Here is a 21920-nt window from a genome sequence, read left to right on the forward strand (position 1 = left end):
GTGCGGTGTTCACCGCACGCGGACCACCAGATCGGCCCGGTCCCGGGTGGCCGCCACCAGGTCGGCGTTGCGCTGGTCGGTCCCGCGCACCCAGGCCACCGCCTCCGCGTGCCCCTTGCCGAACTCCTCGTGCCGCGCGACCAGCCGGCGCACCCGCTCCTCCTCGTCGGTCTCGCAGAACCACACCTCGTCCAGCGCGGACCGCACCCGCGGCCAGGCCCCCGAGCCGAGCAGCAGGTAGTTGCCCTCCGTCACGATCAGCCGGGCCGTCGGCGGCACCGGGACCGCACCCGCGAGCGGCTGCTCCAGCACCCGCTCGAAACCGGGCGCGTACACGGTGTCCTCGCCGCCCGCCTCCTCCCGCAGCCGGCGCAGCAGCGCCGCGTACCCGGCCGCGTCGAAGGTGTCGGGCGCGCCCTTGCGGTCGCGGCGGCCGAGGCGGTCCAACTCGGCGTCGGCCAGATGGAAGCCGTCCATCGGGACGTGCGCCACCCAGGGCGCGCCGTCCCCGGGCAGTTCCCGTACGAGGCGTTCGGCGAGGGTCGTCTTGCCCGCGCCCGGGCTGCCGGCGATGCCGAGGATCGCCCGCGGGCGGCCGTCCGCCACGAGGGAGCGGGCCCGAAGGCACAGGTCGTCGAAAGTCAGCACACAGCCGAGTGTCGCAGTCTGCGGATGCCCCCGGTGGGCGTACCCGACCCCGCACTTCGACCGCGAGCCGGATAGTTTGTCACTGTTTTCCCGTTTCCCGTTTCCCGTTTCCTGCTCATCGGCTCCTGTCGACCATCCGTCTCCACTGATCCCGGGCAAGGGGGTGGGTCATGGCCAACGGCGCGAACGCCCTGCTCGTCGGCGGACGACGCGGCGCCACGGAGGGCCGCTCCGGCACGCCGTGGCGGACCCGCTGGGCCTGGCCCCTCGTCGCCGTGGCCGGGGCCTTCACCCTGGCCCAGCTCCTCCTCGTCCGTCCGGGCCTGGGCCTCGGCTGGGACGAGACGGTGTACGTCAGCCAGTACGCCGCCCAGGCCCCGCCCGCCTTCTTCAGTGCACCGCGCGCCCGCGGCGTCTCCCTGCTGGTGGCGCCGGTGGTGTCCTGGTCGACGTCGACGGAACTGCTGAGGACCTACCTCGCCCTCCTGTCCGGCCTCGGCCTCTGTGTCGCCCTGCACTGCTGGCGCGGGCTGTTCCCGGACCGCGTCCTGGCCGTCGCCGGCGCGCTCTTCGCCTCCCTGTGGGTGACCCTCTTCTACGGCCCGCAGGCCATGCCCAACCTCTGGGTCGCCCTCGGCGGCCTGGTCTGCGCCGGCTGCTTCCTGCGGGCCCGCGCCGACCGGCGCGACCGCGCCGCCCTCGGGGGGATCGCCGCGGGCGCCGCGCTCATGGCGTGGATGCGGCCCACCGACGCGGTGTGGCTGACCCTGCCCCTGCTCGTCCTGGCCGCCCTGCGCCACCCGCGGCTCGCGCTCGTCCTCCTGGCGGGCCTCGCGGCGGGCGGCGCGCAATGGGTCATCGAGGCGTACATCGCCCACGGCGGCCTCGGACAGCGGCTGTCCGACGCCTCCCGCATCCAGGGCGGGCTCGGCTGGAATCCCGCCGTCGAGGACCAGTTGCGCGGCCTGGCCGGGCGCACCCTGTGCCGCCCGTGCACCGGATCCCTGCCCCATCCGGCCGTCATGGCCTGGTGGTTCGTGCTGCCGCTGCTCGCCGCCGCCGGCCTGGCGGTCGCGGTCCGGGCCCGGCGCACCGCGCCCACCCTGCTCGCGCTGGCCTGCGCCGCCACGGCCGCCTTCCCGTACCTGTTCATGATCGGATACGCGGCCCCGCGCTTCCTGCTGCCCGTCTACGCCCTCCTCGCGATCCCGGTCGCCGACGCCCTGGTCCATCTCGTCACCCGGCCGGCCGGCCGCCCGCGCCCGGTCGCCGCGACGGCGACCGCGCTCGCCCTCGCCGGGCACCTGGCCGCCCAGTACGCGGTCCTCGACCGCACCGTGGAGCGCACCACCGGCCACCACCGCGACTGGGCCCGCACCGCCGCGCAGCTGCACCGGCTCGGCGTCCGCCCGCCCTGTCTGGTCACCGGAGCCGACGCCATCCCCGTCGCCTACTACACCGGCTGCTCCTCGGCGAACGTCCGGGGACACAACGTCAACTCCACCGAGGCGGCCGTCCGGCGCACCGCCCACCGGATCCCGACCGCGGTCCTCACCCGCCCCGGCGGGGCGCCGCCCGCCTACGCCCGTGACTGGGCGACCCACCGCTCGCCCCTGCTGCGGCTGCACATCGCGCCCGCCCCGCGCCGGAAGCCGCCCGTATGACGTCCGATCGGGCCACCGCCGCACCCGCCCGCACCCGGACCCCCTGGCAGACCGCCCGCACCCGGGCCTGTTGGCGGACCGCCCTCGCGCTCGCCGTCCTCGCGGCCGCCGCCTGGCCGGCCCGCCGGCACTGGCCGGTGCTGGAGACCGGCGCCCTGCGGCTCGCCGTGGCCGACCACGGCTGGCTGCTTGCCGGGGCCGCGGCCGCCGTCGGCACCTGGCTGTGCGCGGCGCTCGCCCTGCAAGGAGCCGTGCCCCGGCGGCTGCCCCCGGTACGGCTGGTGGCCGCCCAGTTCGCCGCCTCCGCCGCCAACCACGTGTTGCCCGCCGGGCTCGGCGCGGGCGCCGTCAACCTGCGCTTCCTCATGCGCTGCGGTCTGCCGGCCGGCTGCTCGGCCACCGCGATCGCGGTGAAGGCCACGGCAGGCGGGGTGGCGCGCGGCGCCCTGATCGCCGTACTCGCCGCCCTGTGCCCCGGCGTGCTGCGGGTCCCGCACGCGCGCGGCGGTGCGCCGGCCCTGGCCGGGGCGGCCGTCTGCGGCGTCGTCGCCGTCGTCGCCGTCGTCCTGCTGTTGCCGCGCTGCCGGCGGGCGCTCGCCGCGGTGGCCTCGGACATCCGGGCCGTCCACGCGCGGCCGGAGCGGGCGGTGGCGCTGTGGGGCGGCTCGCTCGCCTTCGCCGTGCTGCACGCCCTCGTGCTGACCGCCGTCGCCCGCGCCGTCGACCTGCCGATCGGCCCGGTCCGGGTGGCCCTGCTGTACCTGGCCGCGAGCAGCGCCGCCGCCCTGCTGCCCACCCCGGGCGGGCTCGGCTCCCTGGACGCCGTGCTCGCTCTCGCCCTGACCGCCACGGGAGCCCCGGCCGCGACCGCCGCCTCCGCGGTGCTCGGGTACCGGCTGCTGACGATGTGGCTGCCGCTGGTTCCCGGCCTGATCGTGCTCGGCGTGCTCGTCCGGCGCCGGTCGTTGTGACAACCGCGGTGCCGTGCACGGTCGTCGTGGCCGGCGCGGATCGCGTTCGCGGTCGGGGGCCCCGCCGGCGGTCGGGTGTTTCCCGGCCGTCGCGCGCAGGTAGGTAGGGGAGTGTCGGAGACGGCGGCGAGGGGGAGCGGCATGGCGGACAGCGGACACGCGGGCCTTCCGGCGGACGCGTTCTTCACGGCGGGCAACTCGTCGTTCAGCGAGTTCCTGGCGGCGCACCGCCCCGAACTGCTGCCGACCGCCCGCCCGTTCCCCGGCGGGGTCACCGCCGCGCCCGGCCGCTTCCCGCACGGCACGACCGTGCTGGCCCTCACCTACCGCGACGGCGTCCTCCTCGCCGGCGACCGCCGGGCCACCATGGGCAACCTCATCGCCCAGCGCGACCTGGAGAAGGTGCACCCGGCGGACGAGCACACCGCGGTCGCCTTCGCCGGCACCGTCGGCCTCGCCGTGGACATGGTGAAGCTGTACCAGGTGGAGCTGACCCACTTCGAGAAGGTCGAGGGCATCTCCATGACCCTCGGCGCCAAGGCCCGCCGGCTGGCCTCGATGATCCGGCAGAACCTCGGCCAGGCCATGCAGGGCCTCGCCGTCGTCCCCCTCCTCGCGGGCTACGACCTCGCCGCGCCGGCGGGCGGACGGGGCCGCATCTTCGGCTTCGACGTGGCCGGCGGCCTCTACGAGAAGGCGGACTTCCACGCCGAGGGATCCGGTTCGCCGTACGCCCGGGGCGCGCTGAAGAAGCTGTTCCACGCGGACATGACGGGCCGCGAGGCGGCCCTCACCGCCCTCCAGGCGCTGTACGACGCGGCGGACGACGACTCCGCCACCGGCGGGCCCGACCTCAACCGGCGGATCTTCCCGATCGTCTCGGTCATCACCGCGGACGGTTTCGAGCGGCTGCCCGAGACGGAGACCGAGAGCCTCAGCCGCGAGATGGTCGAGCGCCGCCGCACCAGGCCGGACGGGCCGAACGCCGCCCCGTGACGCGGCGGCCGCCCGCGCTCAGTACTGGAGGGCCACCGCCGCGTCCCGCCCGATGCGTTCGACCGCGGCGAGGTCGAGCCCGTAGTGCACGTACCGGCCGTTGCGCTCCACCCGCACCAGCCCCAGGTCCCGCAGGACGCGCAGATGGCGGGAGACCTGTGGGCGGGTCATGGCCAGCCGGGCGGCCAGGTCGGCCGTGGTCATCGCCTGGCGGGCGATCAGCCGGCACAGCCGCACCCGGCGCGGATCGGTGAGCGCCAGCATCCGGCTGCGGGCGAGGGTGACGCCCACGTCCGGCGCCTCGACCGGGAAGTGGACGACGGGCGTCAGCCCCGGCTCGTTCTTCACCAGCAGGTGCGGGGCGCCGTACAGGGTCGGGATGAGGACGACCGGGGTGCGGGCCGGGCTGACGACGGCATGGTGCACCTTGTCGAGGACGACCCGCTCCGGCCCGCCGCCCGCCCCACTGGTGACCCGGGCGGTGGACGGGCTCAGGGAGACCAGCGCGGCGGCCGGCCCCTCGTCCGCGAGCCGCTGCCGCACCCGGTGGGCGGCGAGGGCCAGCAGCGGCTCCGTGTCCGCCCACAGCGCGTCGAAGAAGACCCGCCGGCAGAGGTCGACGAACGCGGCGACGTCCGCGCGCAGCGCCCGCGGCTCGCGCAGCAGATCCTCCGCGAGCCGCGGGTGCGGCTCGCCCAGCCCGGACGCGATCCGGCGCAGCGCCGCCGCCTGCGCCGGGTCGTGCAGGACGCGGCCGAAGGCGAAGCCGTGGTAGCCGCTGGCGCAGGTGTAGGCGGTGAGTTCGGCGAACCGGTCCAGCGGCAGCGCGGCGAGCGGCGTGCCGTGGCCGGGCGGGGCGGCGGTGTCCAGGCCCGGGTAGAAACCCCGCCAGCGCAGGGCCGTCCAGAGCGGGGCGAAGCGGCGCAGGCCCGCGCGGAACGCGGGCGGGGCCGCGCCGGTCACCTCCCGGGCCCAGGCCGCCCGCCCCGGGTGGTGGGCGTGCTCGGTCAGGACGTGCAGACACGCGGCGAGTTCCGCGAAGGGCGACACCGTGACGGTGAACCGGTTCCGCGCGGCACCGTCCAGGACGATCACGACCGACATGGCGGGGAGTGTACGGAGGGTCCGGGCTCAGCGGGCCGGCGCGGCGGCGGCCGCGAACTCCGCGCGGGCCGCGGCGAGCAGCTCCGGATCGGTGAGCAGATCGGCGACGACCCGGGCCAGGCCGATCGCCGCGACCTGGGTCCGCTCGTGCGCGAAGGGCGTCGCGGCCGCGTCCCGCATCGCCTCCGAATGGGCGGGCGTCCCCGTCTCGGCGATCTGGATGTACGGGTGGATGACCGGCAGCAGCAGCGAGAGGTTGCCGATGTCGGAGGAGCCCGCGGGCGAGTCGGGGGCGTCGGGCCCGATGTCCAGGCCCAGCGCGCGCACCACCGCCCCGAAGCGGGTGGCGAGGACCTGGCTGTCCCGGCGCTCGGCGTACAGCGGGCCGGTCTCCGTCGTCTCCGCCCGCGTCCCGGTCGCCAGCGCCGCGCCCTCGGCCGCGTCGCGCACCCGCTCGACCAGTGCCCTCGCCGCCGCCGTGGTGACGTCCCGGACGTACAGGTCGACCGCGGCCCGGGCCGGGACCACGTTCGGGGCCTGGCCGCCGTCCGAGACGACGCCGTGCAGCCGGGCGGTCGGCGGCACGAACTGCCGCAGCGCGTCGACGGCGTTGAGGAACACCTGGACACCCGCGAGCGCGCTGCGCCCCTCCCACGGCGACTTCGCGGCGTGCGCGCTGCGGCCACTGAAGACCACCCGCAGATGGGCCGCCGCCAGGGCGTGCTGGGTGCTCACCGACCGGTCCGAGGGATGGAACATCACCGCCGCGTCCACCGCGTCGAACACCCCGGCCTCGGCCAGCAGCACCTTCCCGGCCCCGCCCATCTCCTCACCCGGTGTCCCGATCACCACGACCGTCCCCGGATGCCCGGGCAGGGCCCGCACCAGCCCGATCGCGGCCGCCGCACCGCCCGCCGCGATCAGGTTGTGCCCGCACCCGTGCCCGACCCCCGGCAGGGCGTCGTACTCGGCGAGCACCGCGACACACGGCCCCGGCGCCCGCCCCCGGTGCACCGCCACGAACGCGGTGTCGAGCCCGCCCGCCCCCGCCGACACCACGAACCCCGATTCCACCAGCCACCCGGTCAGCACCTGCTGCGCGTGGTACTCCTCGAACTTCGTCTCCGGGCGCCCGTGCAGCGCGAGACTCACCCGCTCCATCCGGGGCCGCAGCCCGGCGATCTCGTCGGCCAGCGCCTGAAGCGACACGGTCATGAGGACTCCCCATCGTCGTGGGTGACACACCGTCACCCACGACGAGCGTGCGGCCCCGCCGGCCCGCAGCGGCCCGGGTTACCGCGTGCCAGGTAACTCCGGGAGACGGGGCGGCGGGGCGTTCAGCCGCGCACACCCCACTCCTTGCGCCAGCGGGTGATCTGCTGGGCGGGGTCGCCCGTGTAGGACCAGGGGGTGCGGGTGGCGCGCGGGCCGAGGAACTCCAGAAGCGGGGTGGCGACGTCCACGGCGTCCGCCGAACAGGCCGCGTGGGCAAGGTAGTTGATGTCACGGAGTTCGCCGGGGCGGATGCTCCGGCGGGGGCGGCCCACCATCCAGCGTTCCCAGGTGCGGCGGAGGTCGCTGACCGCACCGTCGTTGGTCCAGTGCTGGCCCCGGCCCACGGCCGTGGAGCGGCTGTGGGCGGTGTCGAGGGCGGAGCGGAACTCCTCGACGCGCGCGTACTGCACCAGCACCGGCAGCGGGCAGCCCCGCGGCGCCACGCCGGCCGCGTCGCGGGCGAAGTCGTACATCAGGCCGTGCGAGCCGTGCCAGCGGGACGAGTAGTAGTGCAGCACCTGGAGGTGGCCCTCCATGCTGTACGGGTCGCGCCGGTGCAACTCGTCCCACCAGCGCGCCAGTTCCTGCCGGCGGACCCCCGACGGGTAGAGCCGGGCGACCGAGATCAGCGAGATCCACGGCGTCGGGTCGTCCAGGTACGCCTCGGCCGCGGACAGGCAGGCCAGCACCGCCGCGTCGATCCGCTGCTGGTCGATCCCCACGCCCCGGCCCGCGGCGATGGCCAGGCTGAACGCCCGGGCCGTCTCCGTGGCCGCGCGCAGTACCAGCGCGTCCGCGCTGTGCGGCTCCGCGGCCAGCCAGGTCTCCACCGTCGAACTGTCCGTGCAGGCCTGCGCGAGCAGGCGGACCCGGTGTCCGCGGGCGAGCCAGTCCGGCCCGGTCGTCCGCAGCAGTTCGCGCAGTCCCTGCCACCGGCCGATGACGATGTCGTGGCGTGCGGAGGACAGGGACGCGTCCCCGCAGTCGGGGTCGAAGTCGGGAACGAAGCGGTTTCGCGCCATCACGTTCCCCCTCTAGAAGTCGGTCGGAAGACCCTCGTGGCCCGAGGAGTGCGCCGCCGCGTGCCGGTCGGGCACGTAGTCGGTCTCGACCGTACGCGAGGCGTCCAGCCGGGCGGGCCGGTAGTAGTCGCTGCCCTGCCGCCAGTACCAGAGCATCGGCACCAGGCCCACGGCCAGCCCGCCGAGGCCGATGGCGATCGCCGCCGGCTCCAGTTCACCCAGCGACTCGAAGAGGATCCAGAACATGAACAGCGCGCCGAACAGCGGCCACAGCCCGCCGAGGACGAAGTCGGCCGCGGAGTTCAGCAGCGTCCTGCGGTAGGCGACGACCGCGGCGAGCCCCGCGAGACCGTAGTAGACGGCGATCTGGAGGCCGATCGCCGAGATCGCGTCGGAGAGGATCTCCCCCACCGAGCCCAGGGCGTTGGACGCGACGAACATCACCAGCGCCACCCCGCCGACGACCACGATCGCCACCCACGGCGTGTTCCAGGTACGGTGCACCCGGCCCAGCGCGGTCGGCATCGTACGGTCCCGGCCCATCGCGAACAGCGAGCGGGTGACCTGGATGAGGGTGGTCTCCAGCGTGGCGATGGTGGACAGCATCACGGCGACGATCAGCAGCTTGCCGCCGATCCCCGGCCACACCTCCTCGCCCAGCGCCGCCAGCACGTTGGCGCCGTTGCTCTCGATCTCGTCCGCGCCGAGGATCACGTTCACCGCGATGGTGAACACCTCGAACAGCAGGAAGACGATGCCCACGCCGAGCAGCCCCGCGAGGCCCGTCGTCCGGCGGCTGTTGCGGGTCTCCTCACTGAGATTGCTGGTCACGTCCCAGCCCCAGTAGTAGAACGCCGCCACCAGCGCGCCCGACGCGAACCCGGACACCCCGTCGAAATGGCCGAATCCGAGCCACGACCAGTCGAACTCCAGCGCGTTGTCCTCGGTGTGGAAGAGCGCGAGCAGCGCGAACAGCGCCAGGATCGCCAGCTCCACGCCCGACATGATCAGCTGGGCGCGCACGGTGAGCCGGGCCCCGCCGAGCACCACCGCGAGCATCACCACGAACCAGGCGGCGCCCACCACGGTCGACAGGGCGGTGTTCTCGGCCAGGCCCTCGTCGAACAGGGCCAGCGTCATCGAGCCGGCCGGCAGCGAGCCCGCCACCATGAAGATGGTGGCCGAGACGACCAGTGCCCAGCCGCTGAGGAAACCCAGAAAGGGGTGGAGCGTGCGCCCCACCCAGGAGTAACTGGCCCCCGCGTTCACATCGATCCGGCTGAGCCGGCTGAAGGCCAGCGCGATGCCCAGCATGGGTATCGCGCAGTAGAGCAGCGCCGCCGGGCTCGCCAGGCCCACCGCGCCGACCAGGACCGCCGTCGTGGCGGCGACGGAGTACGCGGGAGCACTGCCCGCGACCGCCATCACCACCGTGTCGAACGTGCCGAGGACGTTGGCCTGAAGCCCTCGTCCGGTGTTGTTGCTCATACGTGCGCTGCTTTCCGTCGTGCACACCGCCGGAGCGGGAACGGCCCGACGGCGTATGGGGGGTGAGGGTGGAGCGCCGCCGGGCACCGCGGAGGGATGACCTCGGGAAGCGTCGACGGGACGAGCGCGAGGGATGCCGGCCACCACAGCGTCGGGGGACGGTCACACCGAGTGTGCGAGTGATGATAGCCCCCGCGCTTGACGTTTCAAGATTGACGGACGGGTAACGTGCGCGCCCGCACGAGCGGTCGGCGGACGCGCGCGCCGCCCGTGCGCGGTCGCCGCGCGGGGCGGCGCGCAGGGCGGCGCACGGGACGCCTCGCAGGAAGGGGCCGGTGCCGGTCAGTCCCCGATCCGGTCCAGCTGGCGCAGCCGGTTGGTGGCGTCCAGGGCCGCCACCTTGTACGACTCCGCCAGCGTCGGGTAGTTGAACACCGCGTCGACCAGATAGTCGACCGTTCCCCCGCAGCCCATCACCGACTGCCCTATGTGGATCAGCTCGGTCGCGCCGCTGCCGAAGCAGTGCACACCGAGCAGCGTCCGGTCCACGGGCGAGACCAGCAGCTTCAGCATGCCGTGCGCGTCGCCGATGATCTGCCCGCGCGCCAGTTCCCGGTAGCGGGCGATGCCCACCTCGAACGGCACGCTCTCCTCGGTGAGCTGATCCTCCGTCCGCCCCACGAAGCTGATCTCCGGGATGGTGTAGATGCCGATCGGCTGGAGGTCGTGCATCTGCCCGACCGGCTCCCCGCAGGCGTGGTACGCGGCCGCCCGCCCCTGTTCCATCGAGGTCGCCGCGAGCGCCGGATAGCCGATCACGTCCCCCACGGCGTAGATGTGCGGCACCTCGGTGCGGTAGTGCGCGTCGACCTCGATCCGGCCGCGCGGGTCGGCCGCCAGCCCCGCCTTGTCCAGGTCGAGTTCATCGGTGAGGCCCTGGCGCCCCGCCGAGTACATCACCGCGTCCGCCGGGATCTTCTTGCCGCTGGCCAGCACGGTCAGGGTGCCCCGCGGATGCCGCTCGACGGCGGCCACGGTCTCCCCGAACCGGAAGGTCACCGCCAGATCCCGCAGGTGGTACTTCAGCGACTCGATGACCTCGACGTCGCACATGTCGAGCATCCCGGCCCGCTTCTCCACCACCGTCACCTTGCTGCCGAGCGCGGCGAACATCGACGCGTACTCCATGCCGATCACACCCGCGCCCACGATCACCATCGACCGGGGAACCCGCTCGATCGTGAGGACGTTGTCGGAGTCGAGGATGGTCCGCCCGTCGAACTCCACGCTGTCCGGCCGCGCGGGCCGCGTCCCGGTGGCGATCACGACGTGCTCGGCGGAGAGCAGCCGCTCCCGCCCGCCGGCCTCCCGCAGGGCGACGGTGTGCGGATCGACGAACCGGCCGGTGCCGGAGAACAACTGGACATGGTTGCGGGACAACTGGCTGCGGATGACATCGGTCTCCCGGCCCACCACGTGCTGGGTGCGCGCGGTCAGATCGGCGACGGTGATGTCCTCCTTCAACCGGTAGCTCTGTCCGTACAGATCGCGCTGGGTGAGACCGGTGAGGTACAGCACCGCCTCGCGCAGGGTCTTGGAGGGGATGGTTCCGGTGTGCAGTGAGACCCCGCCGACCATGTCGGGGCGGTCGACGACGGCGACTCGGCGGCCCAGTTTGGCCGCGGCGATGGCGGCCTTCTGGCCGCCGGGACCTGATCCGAGGACGAGCATGTCGAAGTCGGGCATCCTCCGGAGTCTGGCAGTGCGGGACCCCGCCGCGAAAGGGTGAACGGGCAGGCAACCGCCGACGCGCGACAATGGGGACATGGGCCGTGGACCCGACGAGATGAGCACCCCCGCCCGGCTGGCCGCCCCCGGCGAGGGGATCGGCCGGGACGAACTGGCCCTGGCCACCCGCAACCACGGCCTCCCCCTGGAGGCCCTCCGCCATGACCTCACCCCGCCAGGCCTGCACTACGTCCTGACCCACTACGACATCCCGTACGTCCCCGACGACACGGCCTGGCGGCTGACCCTGGGCGGCCGCGTCCGCACCCCGCTGACCCTCACCCCCGCCGACCTGAGGAGCCTGCCCGCCGTCACCACCCGGGTCACCCTGGAGTGCGCCGGCAACGGCCGGGCCCTGCTCACACCCCGCCCGGTCAGCCAGCCCTGGCTGGTCGAGGCGGTCGGCACCGCCGAGTGGACCGGCGTACCGCTGCGGCTGCTGCTGGCCGAGGCCGGCCCGGCGACGACGGCCGTCGACGTCGTGTTCACCGGCGCCGACCACGGCGTCGAACGCGGCGTCGAGCAGGACTACCGGCGGTCCCTTCCGCTCGACGCGGCCCTCGCCACCGAGCCCGAGGCGCTCGTGGCGTACGCCATGAACGGCGCCCCGCTGCCCCCGCAGCACGGCCGTCCGCTGCGCCTGGTGGTACCCGGCTGGTACGGCATGGCGCACGTGAAGTGGCTGACGGACATCACCGTCCAGGACACCCCCTTCACCGGCTTCCAGCAGACGGTCGCCTACCGGCTGCGCCAGGATCCCGGGGAGGAGGGCGAGCCCGTCACCCGGATCGCGCCGCGCGCCCTGGTCGTCCCGCCCGGCTTCCCCGACTTCATGTCCCGGACCCGGATCGTGCGGCCCGGCCCGGTCCTGCTGGAGGGGCGGGCCTGGTCGGGGCGGGCCCCGGTGACCCGGGTCGAGGTGAGCACGGACGGCGGCGGCACCTGGGCCGAGGCCGAGCCGGCGCCGGAGACCGGGCACCGCTGGGCCTGGCGCGGCTGGCACCACACCTGGACCGCGGTCCCCGGCCGGCATGTGCTCTGCGCCCGCGCCACGGACGCCGGCGGGCACACCCAGCCGCTGGACCAGCCGTGGAACCGGGGCGGGTTCGCGAACAACGTGGTCCAGCGGGTCGAGGTGCTCTGCGCGGAAGAGAAGTCCTAGGGCAGCAGCTTCTCGATGGCGTTCGGGCCCTCCTCGTCGAGCTTGCGCTTGGCCCAGGCGAGATTGCGGGGGGTGAGGTCCCGGCCCGTGGCCAGGACCATGTCCTCCGGCGACACCTCGGTGCCGGTGCGCGTATGGAGCAGGTTGTCCGGGGTGACGCGGTCCCGGGACGGCCGGGAATCGCCGGGCTGTGACGTGGGCATGGTCTCTGCTCCTCGCGTCCGAAGGGCTGCTTCGGCCCGGTGCGGGCATCGGGTCCACTAACACCATTCATCCTGACGGCGGACCCTGCATCCCGAAGAGCCCGGAAAACGCGCTTCATCCGAGATGCCGCGATGATCGGTTCGGCGTCTAATGGCTGTACTCGGGACGCCCGAACCGGTAGCGCGGACGACGCGCGGCACAGAAGGCCCAGGTCATGGAACCGAACAGTGCCGGTACACCGCGAGGCGGGGGACTTCGGCGGCTGGGCGCCTGGTGTGCCCGCCACTTCGTGATCGTCATCGTCGCGTGGCTGGTGGCCCTGGTCGCCCTCCAGGTGCTCGACCGTGCCGTCGGCGGCGAGTACGAGGACGACTTCCAGCTGTCGGACGTGCAGTCCGAGGAGGGCCTGGAGGTGCTGAAGAAGCACGATCCCCAGGCCGGCGGCTACAGCAGCCAGATCGTCCTGCACGACGACAAGGGCGTCAGCTCCCTGAGTTCCCCGATGTCCACCACGGTCGCCGACCTCCAGAAGCTTCCGCACGTCCTCTCGGCGCAGAACCCGCTCTCCCAGAGCTCGACGAAGATCGGCCCGGTCTCCAGCGACGGCAAGACGGCCTACATCACCGTCCGCTTCGACGAACAGCCGTCCATCCTCGGCGACACCTATCTGGACGGCGTGGACGACGCCGTCCAGCCGCTGCGCGCGGCCGGCGCCGACGTCGAGTACGGCGGCTCGCTCGGCGAACTCGCCCGGCCCGAGGCCGACGACCGGGTCAGCGAACTCATCGGCTTCGCGGTCGCCGTCGTCGTGCTGCTGATCGGCTTCGGCAGCGTGATCGCCGCCGCGCTGCCCCTGGTCACCGCCCTGATCAGCGTCATCTGCGGCCTGGGCCTCCTCGGCCTGCTCGCCGCCGCCTTCACCTTCGCGACCGTCTCACCGACCCTCGCCACCATGATCGGGCTGGGCGTCGGCATCGACTACGCGCTCTTCATGACCACCCGGCACCGCCAGAACCTCATGAACGGCGCCGACCCCGTCGCGGCGGCCGGACACGCCACCACCACCAGCGGCCGCGCCGTCCTGGTCTCCGGCACCACCGTGATCATCGCCCTCGCCGGCCTCTACGCGTCCGGGGTGTCCTTCATCGGCAAACTGGGCGTCGCCGCCGGCGTCACCGTGGTCACCGCCGTCATCGGCGCCCTCACCCTCGTCCCCGCCTTCCTCGGGCTCATCGGCCGCAACATCGACCGTTTCCACGTACGGAAACCCATCGCCGAGACCGACGCCGAACCGGGCGCCGAACCGCACGGCACCTGGCACCGCTACGCCCAGCGCGTGGAACGCAGGCCCTGGCAGTTCCTGAGCGCCGGGCTCGCCGTGATCGCGATCCTCGCGATCCCCGTCTTCTCCATCCAGCTCGGCCACATCGGCGACGGCGCCGACCCGACGTCGTTCACCGACCGGCGCGCCTACGACCTGATGACCGACGCCTTCGGACCCGGCTCCAACGGGCCCCTCACCATCGTCATCGACCAGACGTCCGTCCCCTCGGACAAGCGCTCCGACCTCTCCTCCCAGGCGCAGAAGACCCTGAACGGCGTGTCCGGCGCGGCCATCGTCACCCCGCTGACCGCCACCCAGGACGGTGACGTCCTGGTCGGCACGGTGTACTCCGAACAGAACCCGCAGGACGCCGTGACCACCGACCTGACGAACCGTCTCGTCGACGACACCCTCCCCGACGCCGTCTCCGGCTACGACGCCAAGGGGTACGTCACCGGCACCACGGCCGCCCAGGTCGACTTCCGGGACATCGTCGCCAGCCGGCTGCCGGTGATCATCGGCGTCGTCGTCCTGCTCGCCTTCCTGATCATCCTCGCCGTCTTCCGCGGCCTCCTCGTCGCGGTCAAGGCCGCCGTCCTCAACGTCCTGTCGATCACGGCCTCCTACGGTGTCGTCGTCGCCGTCTTCCAGTGGGGCTGGGGCGGGCCCGCGCTCGGCGTCAACGGCGACGTGCCCATCGAGAGCTATGTGCCGATGATGATGTTCGCGATCATCTTCGGCCTGAGCATGGACTACGAGATCTTCCTGCTCTCCCGCGTCCACGAGGCCTGGCTGCGCACCGGCGACGCCAAGGCGTCCGTCGCCCATGCCCTGGAGATCACCGCCCGGGTCATCACCTGCGCGGCCCTGATCATGGTGAGCGTCTTCGCGGCCTTCCTCATCAGCGACAACATCGTCGTCAAGATGCTGGGTCTGGGCCTCGCCGTCAGCGTGCTCATCGACGCCACCGTCGTCCGGCTGCTCATGGTGCCCGCGGTGATGACCCTGCTCGGCGAGCGCGCCTGGTGGACGCCCCGCTGGCTGGACCGGATCCTGCCGCACATCGACGCCGAGGGCGACGACGAGGAGCTCACCGGCGCCGCCGGTCCGCCGGCGCGAGGACGAGCATCGTGACGTCGTCGCGGACGGCGGGGGAGTGCCGCAGGACGTCCGCCCACACCCGGTCGGCCGTCGCGGCCGGGCCCGCGTCCGCGGCGAGCGCCGGCAGACGCCGCACGAGCGGATAGAACGCGCCGTCCGCGTCCCTGGCCTCCCAGACGCCGTCGGAGGCGAGGAACAGCCGGTCACCGGGGCGCAGCGGGACATCGAGGCCGGTGGGCGGGGCCGACTCCGGCAGGCCCAGGCCCAGCGGGGTCCACGGGACGGCGGCCACCTCCGTCGCCGTCCCGTCCCGCAGGAGCAGCGGCGGCGGATGACCGCACACCACGATCCGCACCCGGTCCGCGCCCGGGGTGAACTCCAGCAGGACGGCCGTCGCGAACAGTTCGGCGTGCGGGACCCGCGCCGAGTCCACCGCCAGCCGGCGGTCGAGCCGGGCCGCCACCTCCTCCAGGGCCGGCTGGTCGAGCACCGCCTCCCGGAACGCGCCCAGCAGCGAGGCCACCGTCGCGATCGCCGCCAGCCCGTGCCCGCGCACGTCCCCCAGCACCGCCCGCACCCCGTGGGAGCTCTCCCGCACGTCGAAGAAGTCGCCGCCGACCAGCGTGCCGCGCTCCGCCGCCCGGTACAGGCCCGCGCAACTCACCGGCCCCACCCGCTCCGGCACCGGCGGCACCACGGCGCGCTGCGCCGCCTCCGCGATCGTGCGCTCGGTGTCCAGCTGCACGTCCCGGCGGCGGCGCACGAACGCCACGAACACACTCAGCAGCGCGACGAAACACACCGTCAGCACATCGGTCTGGCCCGGATGGTTCAGCTGGAACGCGGGCAGACTGAGCATCACGACCACGGCCGCGCCGAGCACCGCGGTCGCCACCGGGCCGTACGACAGGACGGCCAGCGGCGGGATGGCGCCCAGCAGGAAGCCGATGTCCAGCGGGTCGGGGCTGACCAGGGTGGCCACGCACACGCCGACGATCAGCAGCAGCGGCAGTGCCCGCACCCAGCGGGGCGGGGGCGCGCCCCGCAGCCAGCCCCGCCGGTCGCCCTCCAGTCGTCCCACACCCCCCACGCTCCACCCCGGCACCGTGCCGCGCACGCCGAGGAAACCGGTGCCCCCGCCCGGGGGCGGCTCCCCACGGCCTGATCCGCACGCCCGGACGTCCACCGCCGGACCGGCCGGACGGCCCGACGACGGCCGGTTGTCGGACCCGGGTGCCATCCTGGGGCGCGGAGCGAAGACCACGGGTGACGGAGGCGTGATGGGGTTCGACGGCGAGATCTGGCGGGTGACCGGCCGGGACGGGGAGGGGCCGGTGGGGGAGATCGTCGTCGACGACGCCGACTTCCCCTGGCTGTCGGGCCGCTTCGGCGCCGGACCGGCCTACGCCGCGGTCGAACCCTTCTTCGCCCGTGAACTGGAGCTGCTGGAGGCCAACCTCGAGGAGCGGGCGGACGACACCCGGCAGGAGTGGGAGGAGGCCTACGACGAGATACGGCGGCGCGTGAGCCTGGTCTCGCCGCGCGGTCCCGTCGCCGAGTTCCTGCTGCACATCCAGGGGGAACAGGCCTGGTTCCGGTGGAGCGACGAGCCGTTCGAGGACGGCTGAGTCAGCGGGGGCCGGCGTCCAGCAGGTGCTGGGCGTCGGTGAGGATCTCGGTGACACGCAGGCCGAAGGCGGCGTCGCAGGGGTGGGGGCGGCCGTCGGCGGCGGCGGTGCGCAGGGCGTCGGCGGCTCGGGTGAGGGCGGCGAAGGCGTCCGTGCCGCCCTGCGGGAGACGGGTCGTCCCCGCCTCGCCGTGGATCGCCACGCCCGCGCCCGACGCCGCGGCCGGGGCCGTCAGGCTGAGGGTCAGGACGCTGGAGGCGCCACCCGTGTGGTCCAGGACCACATGGACGGTGTCGCCGGGGCCCGGGGCCGCCGCCGTCACCCGGCGGACGTCGCCGAGAACCGGCAGCAGCACGGACAGGGCGTGCGGGCCCACGTCCCACAGGGCGCCCTTCTCCCGGCGCCACGGCGTGGCGAACGGGCTGTCGCTCCCGTCGACGAACACACCCCCGAGCCACTGGGCGTGCGCCGTGAACCATCCGCCGACGGCCGCCTGCTCGGCGATCCAGTCACCGGCCTCGGGCACGAACCGGGTGGTGAAGAAGACGACCGAGGAGACGCCCGCCTCCTCGACGGCCCGCACCACCGCCCGGCCGCCCTCCACCGTGGTGGCGACCGGCTTGTCCAGCAGCAGATGACAGCCGGCCCGGGCCGCCCGCGCCGCCAGCTCCGCCTGCACGTCCGGCGGCAGCGCGACGGCCACCGCGTCCACGTCGGCGAACAGGGCGTCGACGTCGTCGTACGCCCGGGTGCCGTGACGGTCCGCCAGCTCCTTCGCCGCCTCCGGACGCCGGCCCCACACGCCGGCGAGGTCGAGGCCGTCGTGCGCGGCGAGGACGGGGGCGTGGACCATCTGCGCCCAGGGACCGGTTCCGAGCAGACCGATGCGCATGCCGCTGACTCTCCTTGGTGTGACGGGACGAGGACGACCGTCGCCGAGCCTCGCACACGGATCCCGCGCGGAGGTACCCGGGGCGGCGATCCTCCCGTCAGGACGGCGACGGCGCTGCCGGGCCCGTCAGCAGGGCGTCCCGCTGCGCCAGTCCGCTCTCCGCGGACACCTCCCGCACGGTCTGCGCGGGCCGCACCGTGGCGAAGCCGACGCCGCCGCCTCGGACCTGGAAGCCGTACACGGCGGGCCTCGGCAGACTGTTGTAGGCCCAGGGCGCCGAGAAGTAGTAGGCGCCGGTGTCGTGCAGGACGACCAGGTCGCCCTCGGCGAGTTCGGGCAGCGAGCGCCCGTGCGCCACGACGTCCCCGGCGAAACAGAGCGGCCCGGCGATGTCCTGCGGCACCGGCGCGGTCCGCTTGGGCGTGCCGTCCGGGCCGTACGCGGACACCCGCAGCGGCCAGGACTCCGGCATGAACACCGTACGGGTGGCGACCTGGGCGCCGGCGTGGGTGAGCGCCACCCGGCGGCCGCCCGCGTCCTTGACGTACTCGACGACCGCCGCGGTGAACCCGTTCTTGGCCAGCAGCGAGCGGCCGAACTCGGTGACCACCCGGTAGCGGCCGTCCAGCAGGGCGGGTTCGGCCGCCGTGAGCGCGTCCACGTAGTCGGCGTAGGTGGGCGTGACCGTGTCGTCGGCGAAGTTCACCGGCAGCCCGCCGCCCAGGTCGAGGCTGGTGACCTGGCGGCGGCCCAGGTGCGCGTCGATCTCCTCGGCGAGCCGGTGGACCGTCGCGAGGCCCTCGGCGATCAGCGGGAGGGGGCAGCCCTGCGAGCCGACGTGCGCGTGCAGCCGGGTCAGCCAGGGGCGCCGGGCGAAGGCCTCGACGACCCGCGCCCGGGCGCCCGGGTCGCGCAGCGCCACACCGAACTTGGAGTGCGCGGTCGCGGTGCTCATCGCGCCGATCGACCCGCCGCCGACCTGCGGATTGACCCGCAGCCCGACGACGGACGCGGAGCCTGCCGGGCGCAGCGCGTCGATCCGCTCCAGTTCGGCGAGGTTGTCGGCGTTCAGCGCGATGCCGAGGGCGAGCGCCTCACGGATCTCCGCGCGGGTCTTGGCCGGGGAGTCCAGCACGATCCGCTCCGGCGCGAACCCCGCGTCCAGCGCCAGCCGGGTCTCCCCGGGGCTCGCCACCTCGCAGCCCATCCCGGCGTCGGCGAGCAGCCGCAGCACCGGCACCAGCGGGCAGGCCTTGGCCGCGAAGGCGTGCAGCACGTCCGGCACCCGCCCGAACGCCTCGTGCAGAGCGGCGACGCTCTCCCGTACGCCCCGCACGTCGACGAAGCCGGCCACCGGCCGGTCCTCCCCGAGGAGTCCGTCGGCGACGGCCTGCCGGAGCGCGATCTCCAGGTTCCCGGTACGGAGCGACACGGGGCGTTCTCCTTCGGTGAGGCGTCGGTCAGGTCTGGGGGCGGCGGTACTCGCGGCGGTACCCCTCCAGGGTCGCCCCCGCCGGGCCCGTGCGTCTTCGGCGGCCCGCACGAGCGCCACCGGAGCGGGCGCCCCCGGGGACCGGGCCCGCCTCGTCCACCGGCCGACGCGCCCGCCTCGTCCACCGGCCGACGCGCCCGCCCTCGTCCGTACGACGTCCCGCGCCCGGTGCCGGGACGGCGTGCCGGGGCCGCCGTCGCCGCTGTGCCGGTGCCCGTGGCACGGCGGTGGCCGTTGGGCAGCGGCACAAGGCACTGTCCTCCCGGCGCGAGCGAACCCACTGGTGACAGGCCCGCGACGGCCCCCGCCGGGCCGGACGCAACGCTTCCACCTCCCGACCCGCGTCCGTAGCGTCGCGGGAATGACCGGACAGACGATCACGGCTCCCGCACGGGTGGTGACCGGTGAACCCGGCTGCGGCCGCACGGCGTTCCTGGAGGGTGCCGTCCGCGCGCACCCGGCCGGATCCGCCGTGAGCGTGCGGGCGGAACCGGCGCACGGGACCCTGCCACTCGGCGGCCTGTGCGCCCTGCTGCGGGCCGTCGGCGCGGCGCCCGGCCCGCGGTCCGGCGTCGGCGGACCGCCGGCGGCGCTGCTCCTCGACGCCCTGCACACCGCGTCCGCCCGCACACCCCTGCTGGTGTGTGTCGACGACGCCCACCTGTGGGACGGCCCCTCCCGGGCCGCGCTCGGCCTCGCCGCCCGGCAACTGCGCGCCACCGGCCGGGTGAGCCTGCTGCTGAGCGTGGCCGGACACCGCCCGCTCGACCCGGAGTTCGCCGCGCTGCCGGTGGTGCGCATCGATCCGCTCTCCCCCGCGGAGGCCGCCACCCTGCTGGACGAGGCGACGGACGGCACCGTCGACCCGGCCGTCCGGGACGACCTCGTGGACGCCGCCGACGGCAACCCCGCCCTGCTGCTGGCCATGGTCCGGCGGCTGTCGCCGGCCCAGCTCCGGGGCCATCGCCGGCCGCCCCGCCCCCCGGCCGACGCCGGCCTCCTGACCCGCCTGGCGGGCGGCCGTCCGGCCGGGCTCACCTCGGCGCAGGAGAACCTGCTGCTGACGGTGGCGGCGGCCCTGGCGGACGCGGACGGGGAGGACGAGCGGGTCGACGAGCGGATCGACGTACGGCTCGCGCTGCACGCCGTGCATGCCCCCGTGCCCCTGCCCGAGGCGCTCACCCTGGCCGACGGCCGGCTCGGCTTCCACAGCGACCTCGTGCGCCGCGCCGTGTACGAGGGCGCGCCGCCCGAGCGACGGCGCGCCGCGCACCTCGCGCTGGCCCGGGCGCTGGACGGCGACGGGGCCCGTGGGCTGCGCACCCTGCTGCACCGGGCACGGTCCGCGGCGGCGCCCCCGCCCGGAACGGCGGCCGCACTCGCCGCGGCCGCCGCCGACCCGGCCGATCCCGCCCCGCGCGGCCTGCGGTGCGCGGGATACACCCGCGCCGCCGAGCTGGCCGAGGACGGCACGCGGCGGGCGGAGTGGTACACCGCCGCCGCCGAGCAGGCCCTGCTCGGCGGACGTACCCACCGGGCCCGGCGGCTGCTCGACGCGGCCCGCGACAGCGCGGTGCCCCGGGCGTTGCGCGGCCGTACCGAGCTGGTGCGCGGCACGGCACTGCGCCACGACGGCCCCGTCGACGAGGCCCGGGCGTCCCTGCTGCTGGCCGCCCGGCTGCTGGCCGGCCCGGCCCCACGGCTCGCGGAGGCGGCGGCGCTGGCCGCGGCGGACGCCGCGTGGGCGGCCGGTGACACCGAGGGCTGCCTGCACGCACTGGGGCGGGGCTGGGACGAGGGCGCGTCGGCCGCCGGCCCCGGCGACTACGGCGCCGGTCTGCGGGCCCTCCTCGAAGGAGACTTCCCCGCCGCGGCCCTGCGGCTGCGGCGCCTGGTGGCGGACCAGCGGGCCGCGGACGACACCGACGGGCCGGAGACCTCCCTGCGCGCGGCGGCCGCGGCCCTGCTGCTCGGCGACCTCCCCGCCGCGTGCCGGGCCGGCGCACGGGCACTGGCCGCCGCCCGCGCCCCCGGCAGCGCCGCCGCGCTCGCACCGGCCCGGGAGTACCTCGCCTACGCCGAGCTCCGCGCCGGACGGCACACGGTGGCCAGGACCCACGCCGAGGAGGGACTGCGGGCCGCGCACCGCACGGGCCAGCGCAACACGGCCGCCCATCACCACGCCGCACTCGCCCTGGCCGCGTCCGTCGAGGGAGACCTGGCCGAGGTGGCCGTCCACGCGCGTGCCGCGCTGAGCACCGCCCGGCGGCACGGGCTCGTCCAGGCGGCGACCCTGGCCGAGTGGGCGGTGGCCCGGGCCGACCTCGGGCAGGGCCGGCCCCGGGAGGCCGCGGACCGGCTCGGGCCGCTGGTGCGCCCCGGGCCGCGGCGCGGTCACTTCGCGGTGTGGATGTCGGCAGTGCCCTGCTATGTGGAGGCGGCCGTTTCGGCGGGACGGGACGACCACGGCGCCGGCGAGGTCGTCGAGGCGTTCGCCCGGTGGGCCGGTTTCGGCGCCGACCCCCAGGCCCCCGCCCAGCTGCTGCGCTGCCGCGCCCTGCTGGCCCCGCCGGAGCGGGCCGACGCCCTCTACCGGGCCGCCCTCGACCTGCACGACGCGGCCGGCGGTGACTTCGAGCGGGCCCGCACGGAGCTGTCGTACGGCAAGTGGCTGCGGCGGCGGCGCCGGCTGCGCGAGGCACGCGACCGCCTCGGCACCGCGCTGGTGGGCTTCGAACGCTGCGGCGCCCGCGCCTGGGCCGAGCAGGCGCGCGCCGAGCTGCGGGCCAACGGCGTGTCGCCGGGCGGCGGGGCGCGGACCACGGGGCCGCCCGGGCTGTCGGGGCTGTCGGGGCTGACCCCGCAGCAGCTGCGGATCGCCCGCCGGGTCGCCGAGGGGGCCACCAACCGGGAGGTGGCGCAGGCCCTCACCGTCAGCACCCGCACGGTCGACTACCACCTCCGGAAGGTCTTCGCGGCGCTCGGAGTACGGTCCCGCGTCGAACTCGCGCGGCTGGTCGAGTGGGCGGAACGGCCCCCGGGAGCGACCCTCGGCGGCGTGGGCGGAAGGGGTGACCGGGCCCAATTCAACCGTGCACACCCCTAGGGACCGACCGGACGGTATGCCATCCTTCGGGGCAGGCCGCGTCGGACGGCACGCC

The 21920-nt window shown here is 75.0% G+C and carries 17 protein-coding genes; 7 read left to right on the forward strand and 10 right to left on the reverse strand.

What is annotated here, in order from left to right; translation table 11 throughout:
* Positions 1-9 precede the first annotated feature (9 nt).
* Complete coding sequence (locus IE275_RS01780; RefSeq protein WP_189706686.1) at positions 10-648, reverse strand: nucleoside/nucleotide kinase family protein; 639 nt, start codon at positions 646-648, stop codon at positions 10-12.
* 170 nt (positions 649-818) lie between these two features.
* Between IE275_RS01780 and IE275_RS01785 the strand changes: the two genes are divergently transcribed.
* From IE275_RS01785 to prcB, 3 genes are all read left to right on the forward strand, one after another.
* Entirely contained in the window at positions 819-2312 is a 1494-nt protein-coding gene (locus IE275_RS01785) for a hypothetical protein (protein ID WP_189706688.1), read from the forward strand.
* A complete protein-coding gene (locus IE275_RS01790) occupies positions 2309-3283 on the forward strand; it encodes a lysylphosphatidylglycerol synthase transmembrane domain-containing protein (RefSeq protein WP_189706690.1) in 975 nt (324 codons plus the stop codon). Before IE275_RS01785 ends, IE275_RS01790 begins: the two co-directional genes overlap by 4 nt.
* Before the next feature lie 141 nt (positions 3284-3424).
* Positions 3425-4279 carry a proteasome subunit beta gene (gene prcB, locus IE275_RS01795; RefSeq protein WP_189706692.1) on the forward strand — a complete coding sequence of 285 codons (855 nt, stop codon included), beginning with the start codon at positions 3425-3427 and terminating at the stop codon, positions 4277-4279.
* Between the two features lie 18 nt (positions 4280-4297).
* Here prcB and IE275_RS01800 read toward each other — a convergent pair whose 3' ends face one another.
* The 5 genes from IE275_RS01800 to sthA form a co-directional block, all read right to left on the reverse strand.
* Complete coding sequence (locus tag IE275_RS01800; RefSeq protein ID WP_189706695.1) at positions 4298-5383, reverse strand: ArsR/SmtB family transcription factor; 1086 nt, start codon at positions 5381-5383, stop codon at positions 4298-4300.
* A gap of 27 nt (positions 5384-5410) precedes the next feature.
* Positions 5411-6598: a M20 family metallopeptidase gene (locus IE275_RS01805; protein ID WP_189706697.1), complete on the reverse strand. Its 1188-nt coding sequence runs from the start codon at positions 6596-6598 to the stop codon at positions 5411-5413.
* Positions 6599-6720: 122 nt separating this feature from the next.
* Positions 6721-7680 (reverse strand): hypothetical protein, encoded by a 960-nt coding sequence (locus IE275_RS01810; protein ID WP_189706699.1) that lies wholly within the window; start codon positions 7678-7680, stop codon positions 6721-6723.
* Positions 7681-7692: 12 nt separating this feature from the next.
* Positions 7693-9168 (reverse strand): APC family permease, encoded by a 1476-nt coding sequence (locus IE275_RS01815; protein WP_189706701.1) that lies wholly within the window; start codon positions 9166-9168, stop codon positions 7693-7695.
* Between the two features lie 342 nt (positions 9169-9510).
* Positions 9511-10914, reverse strand: a complete 1404-nt coding sequence (sthA, locus tag IE275_RS01820; RefSeq protein WP_189706703.1) for a Si-specific NAD(P)(+) transhydrogenase — start codon at positions 10912-10914, stop codon at positions 9511-9513.
* A gap of 79 nt (positions 10915-10993) precedes the next feature.
* Between sthA and IE275_RS01825 the strand changes: the two genes are divergently transcribed.
* Positions 10994-12118 (forward strand): sulfite oxidase, encoded by a 1125-nt coding sequence (locus IE275_RS01825; protein WP_189706705.1) that lies wholly within the window; start codon positions 10994-10996, stop codon positions 12116-12118.
* Here IE275_RS01825 and IE275_RS01830 read toward each other — a convergent pair.
* Positions 12115-12321: a hypothetical protein gene (locus tag IE275_RS01830; protein WP_189706707.1), complete on the reverse strand. Its 207-nt coding sequence runs from the start codon at positions 12319-12321 to the stop codon at positions 12115-12117. The genes IE275_RS01825 and IE275_RS01830 overlap by 4 nt on opposite strands.
* Positions 12322-12536: 215 nt before the next feature.
* On the opposite strand from IE275_RS01830, the gene IE275_RS01835 reads away from it, so the two are divergent.
* A complete protein-coding gene (locus tag IE275_RS01835) occupies positions 12537-14780 on the forward strand; it encodes an MMPL family transporter (protein WP_189706708.1) in 2244 nt (747 codons plus the stop codon).
* Here IE275_RS01835 and IE275_RS01840 read toward each other — a convergent pair.
* The gene (locus IE275_RS01840; RefSeq protein WP_229870046.1) at positions 14737-15828 is read right to left on the reverse strand and encodes a PP2C family protein-serine/threonine phosphatase; all 1092 of its coding nucleotides are present in this window, start codon (positions 15826-15828) and stop codon (positions 14737-14739) included. The two genes, IE275_RS01835 and IE275_RS01840, sit on opposite strands and share 44 nt — an antisense overlap.
* Positions 15829-16027: 199 nt before the next feature.
* Between IE275_RS01840 and IE275_RS01845 the strand changes: the two genes are divergently transcribed.
* On the forward strand, positions 16028-16375 hold the full coding sequence (locus IE275_RS01845) for a hypothetical protein (protein ID WP_189706713.1): 348 nt from the start codon (positions 16028-16030) through the stop codon (positions 16373-16375).
* Position 16376: 1 nt separating this feature from the next.
* Here IE275_RS01845 and IE275_RS01850 read toward each other — a convergent pair whose 3' ends face one another.
* Both IE275_RS01850 and IE275_RS01855 read right to left on the reverse strand, forming a co-directional pair.
* Positions 16377-17267, reverse strand: coding sequence for a Gfo/Idh/MocA family protein (locus tag IE275_RS01850; RefSeq protein ID WP_189706715.1), 891 nt, complete (start codon positions 17265-17267; stop codon positions 16377-16379).
* A gap of 97 nt (positions 17268-17364) precedes the next feature.
* Positions 17365-18699 carry a type III PLP-dependent enzyme domain-containing protein gene (locus IE275_RS01855; protein ID WP_189706717.1) on the reverse strand — a complete coding sequence of 445 codons (1335 nt, stop codon included), beginning with the start codon at positions 18697-18699 and terminating at the stop codon, positions 17365-17367.
* Positions 18700-19120: 421 nt separating this feature from the next.
* Here IE275_RS01855 and IE275_RS01860 point away from each other — a divergent pair, with 421 nt between their 5' ends.
* Complete coding sequence (locus IE275_RS01860; RefSeq protein ID WP_189706719.1) at positions 19121-21865, forward strand: helix-turn-helix transcriptional regulator; 2745 nt, start codon at positions 19121-19123, stop codon at positions 21863-21865.
* Positions 21866-21920 lie beyond the last annotated feature (55 nt).

Source organism: Streptomyces phaeofaciens, assembly GCF_014648915.1.
In the GTDB taxonomy this organism is placed as follows: Bacteria; Actinomycetota; Actinomycetes; order Streptomycetales; family Streptomycetaceae; genus Streptomyces; species Streptomyces phaeofaciens.

Bases quoted from the DNA above. Each gene is read 5' to 3' on its own strand.
- IE275_RS01785 (WP_189706688.1), top strand. From the start codon at position 819: ATGGCCAACGGCGCGAACGCCCTGCTCGTCGGCGGACGACGCGGCGCC.
- IE275_RS01790 (WP_189706690.1), top strand. From the start codon at position 2,309: ATGACGTCCGATCGGGCCACCGCCGCACCCGCCCGCACCCGGACCCCC.
- prcB (WP_189706692.1), top strand. From the start codon at position 3,425: ATGGCGGACAGCGGACACGCGGGCCTTCCGGCGGACGCGTTCTTCACG.
- IE275_RS01800 (WP_189706695.1), bottom strand. From the start codon at position 5,383: ATGTCGGTCGTGATCGTCCTGGACGGTGCCGCGCGGAACCGGTTCACC.
- IE275_RS01805 (WP_189706697.1), bottom strand. From the start codon at position 6,598: ATGACCGTGTCGCTTCAGGCGCTGGCCGACGAGATCGCCGGGCTGCGG.
- IE275_RS01810 (WP_189706699.1), bottom strand. From the start codon at position 7,680: ATGGCGCGAAACCGCTTCGTTCCCGACTTCGACCCCGACTGCGGGGAC.
- IE275_RS01815 (WP_189706701.1), bottom strand. From the start codon at position 9,168: ATGAGCAACAACACCGGACGAGGGCTTCAGGCCAACGTCCTCGGCACG.
- sthA (WP_189706703.1), bottom strand. From the start codon at position 10,914: ATGCCCGACTTCGACATGCTCGTCCTCGGATCAGGTCCCGGCGGCCAG.
- IE275_RS01825 (WP_189706705.1), top strand. From the start codon at position 10,994: ATGGGCCGTGGACCCGACGAGATGAGCACCCCCGCCCGGCTGGCCGCC.
- IE275_RS01830 (WP_189706707.1), bottom strand. From the start codon at position 12,321: ATGCCCACGTCACAGCCCGGCGATTCCCGGCCGTCCCGGGACCGCGTC.
- IE275_RS01835 (WP_189706708.1), top strand. From the start codon at position 12,537: ATGGAACCGAACAGTGCCGGTACACCGCGAGGCGGGGGACTTCGGCGG.
- IE275_RS01845 (WP_189706713.1), top strand. From the start codon at position 16,028: ATGGGGTTCGACGGCGAGATCTGGCGGGTGACCGGCCGGGACGGGGAG.
- IE275_RS01850 (WP_189706715.1), bottom strand. From the start codon at position 17,267: ATGCGCATCGGTCTGCTCGGAACCGGTCCCTGGGCGCAGATGGTCCAC.
- IE275_RS01860 (WP_189706719.1), top strand. From the start codon at position 19,121: ATGACCGGACAGACGATCACGGCTCCCGCACGGGTGGTGACCGGTGAA.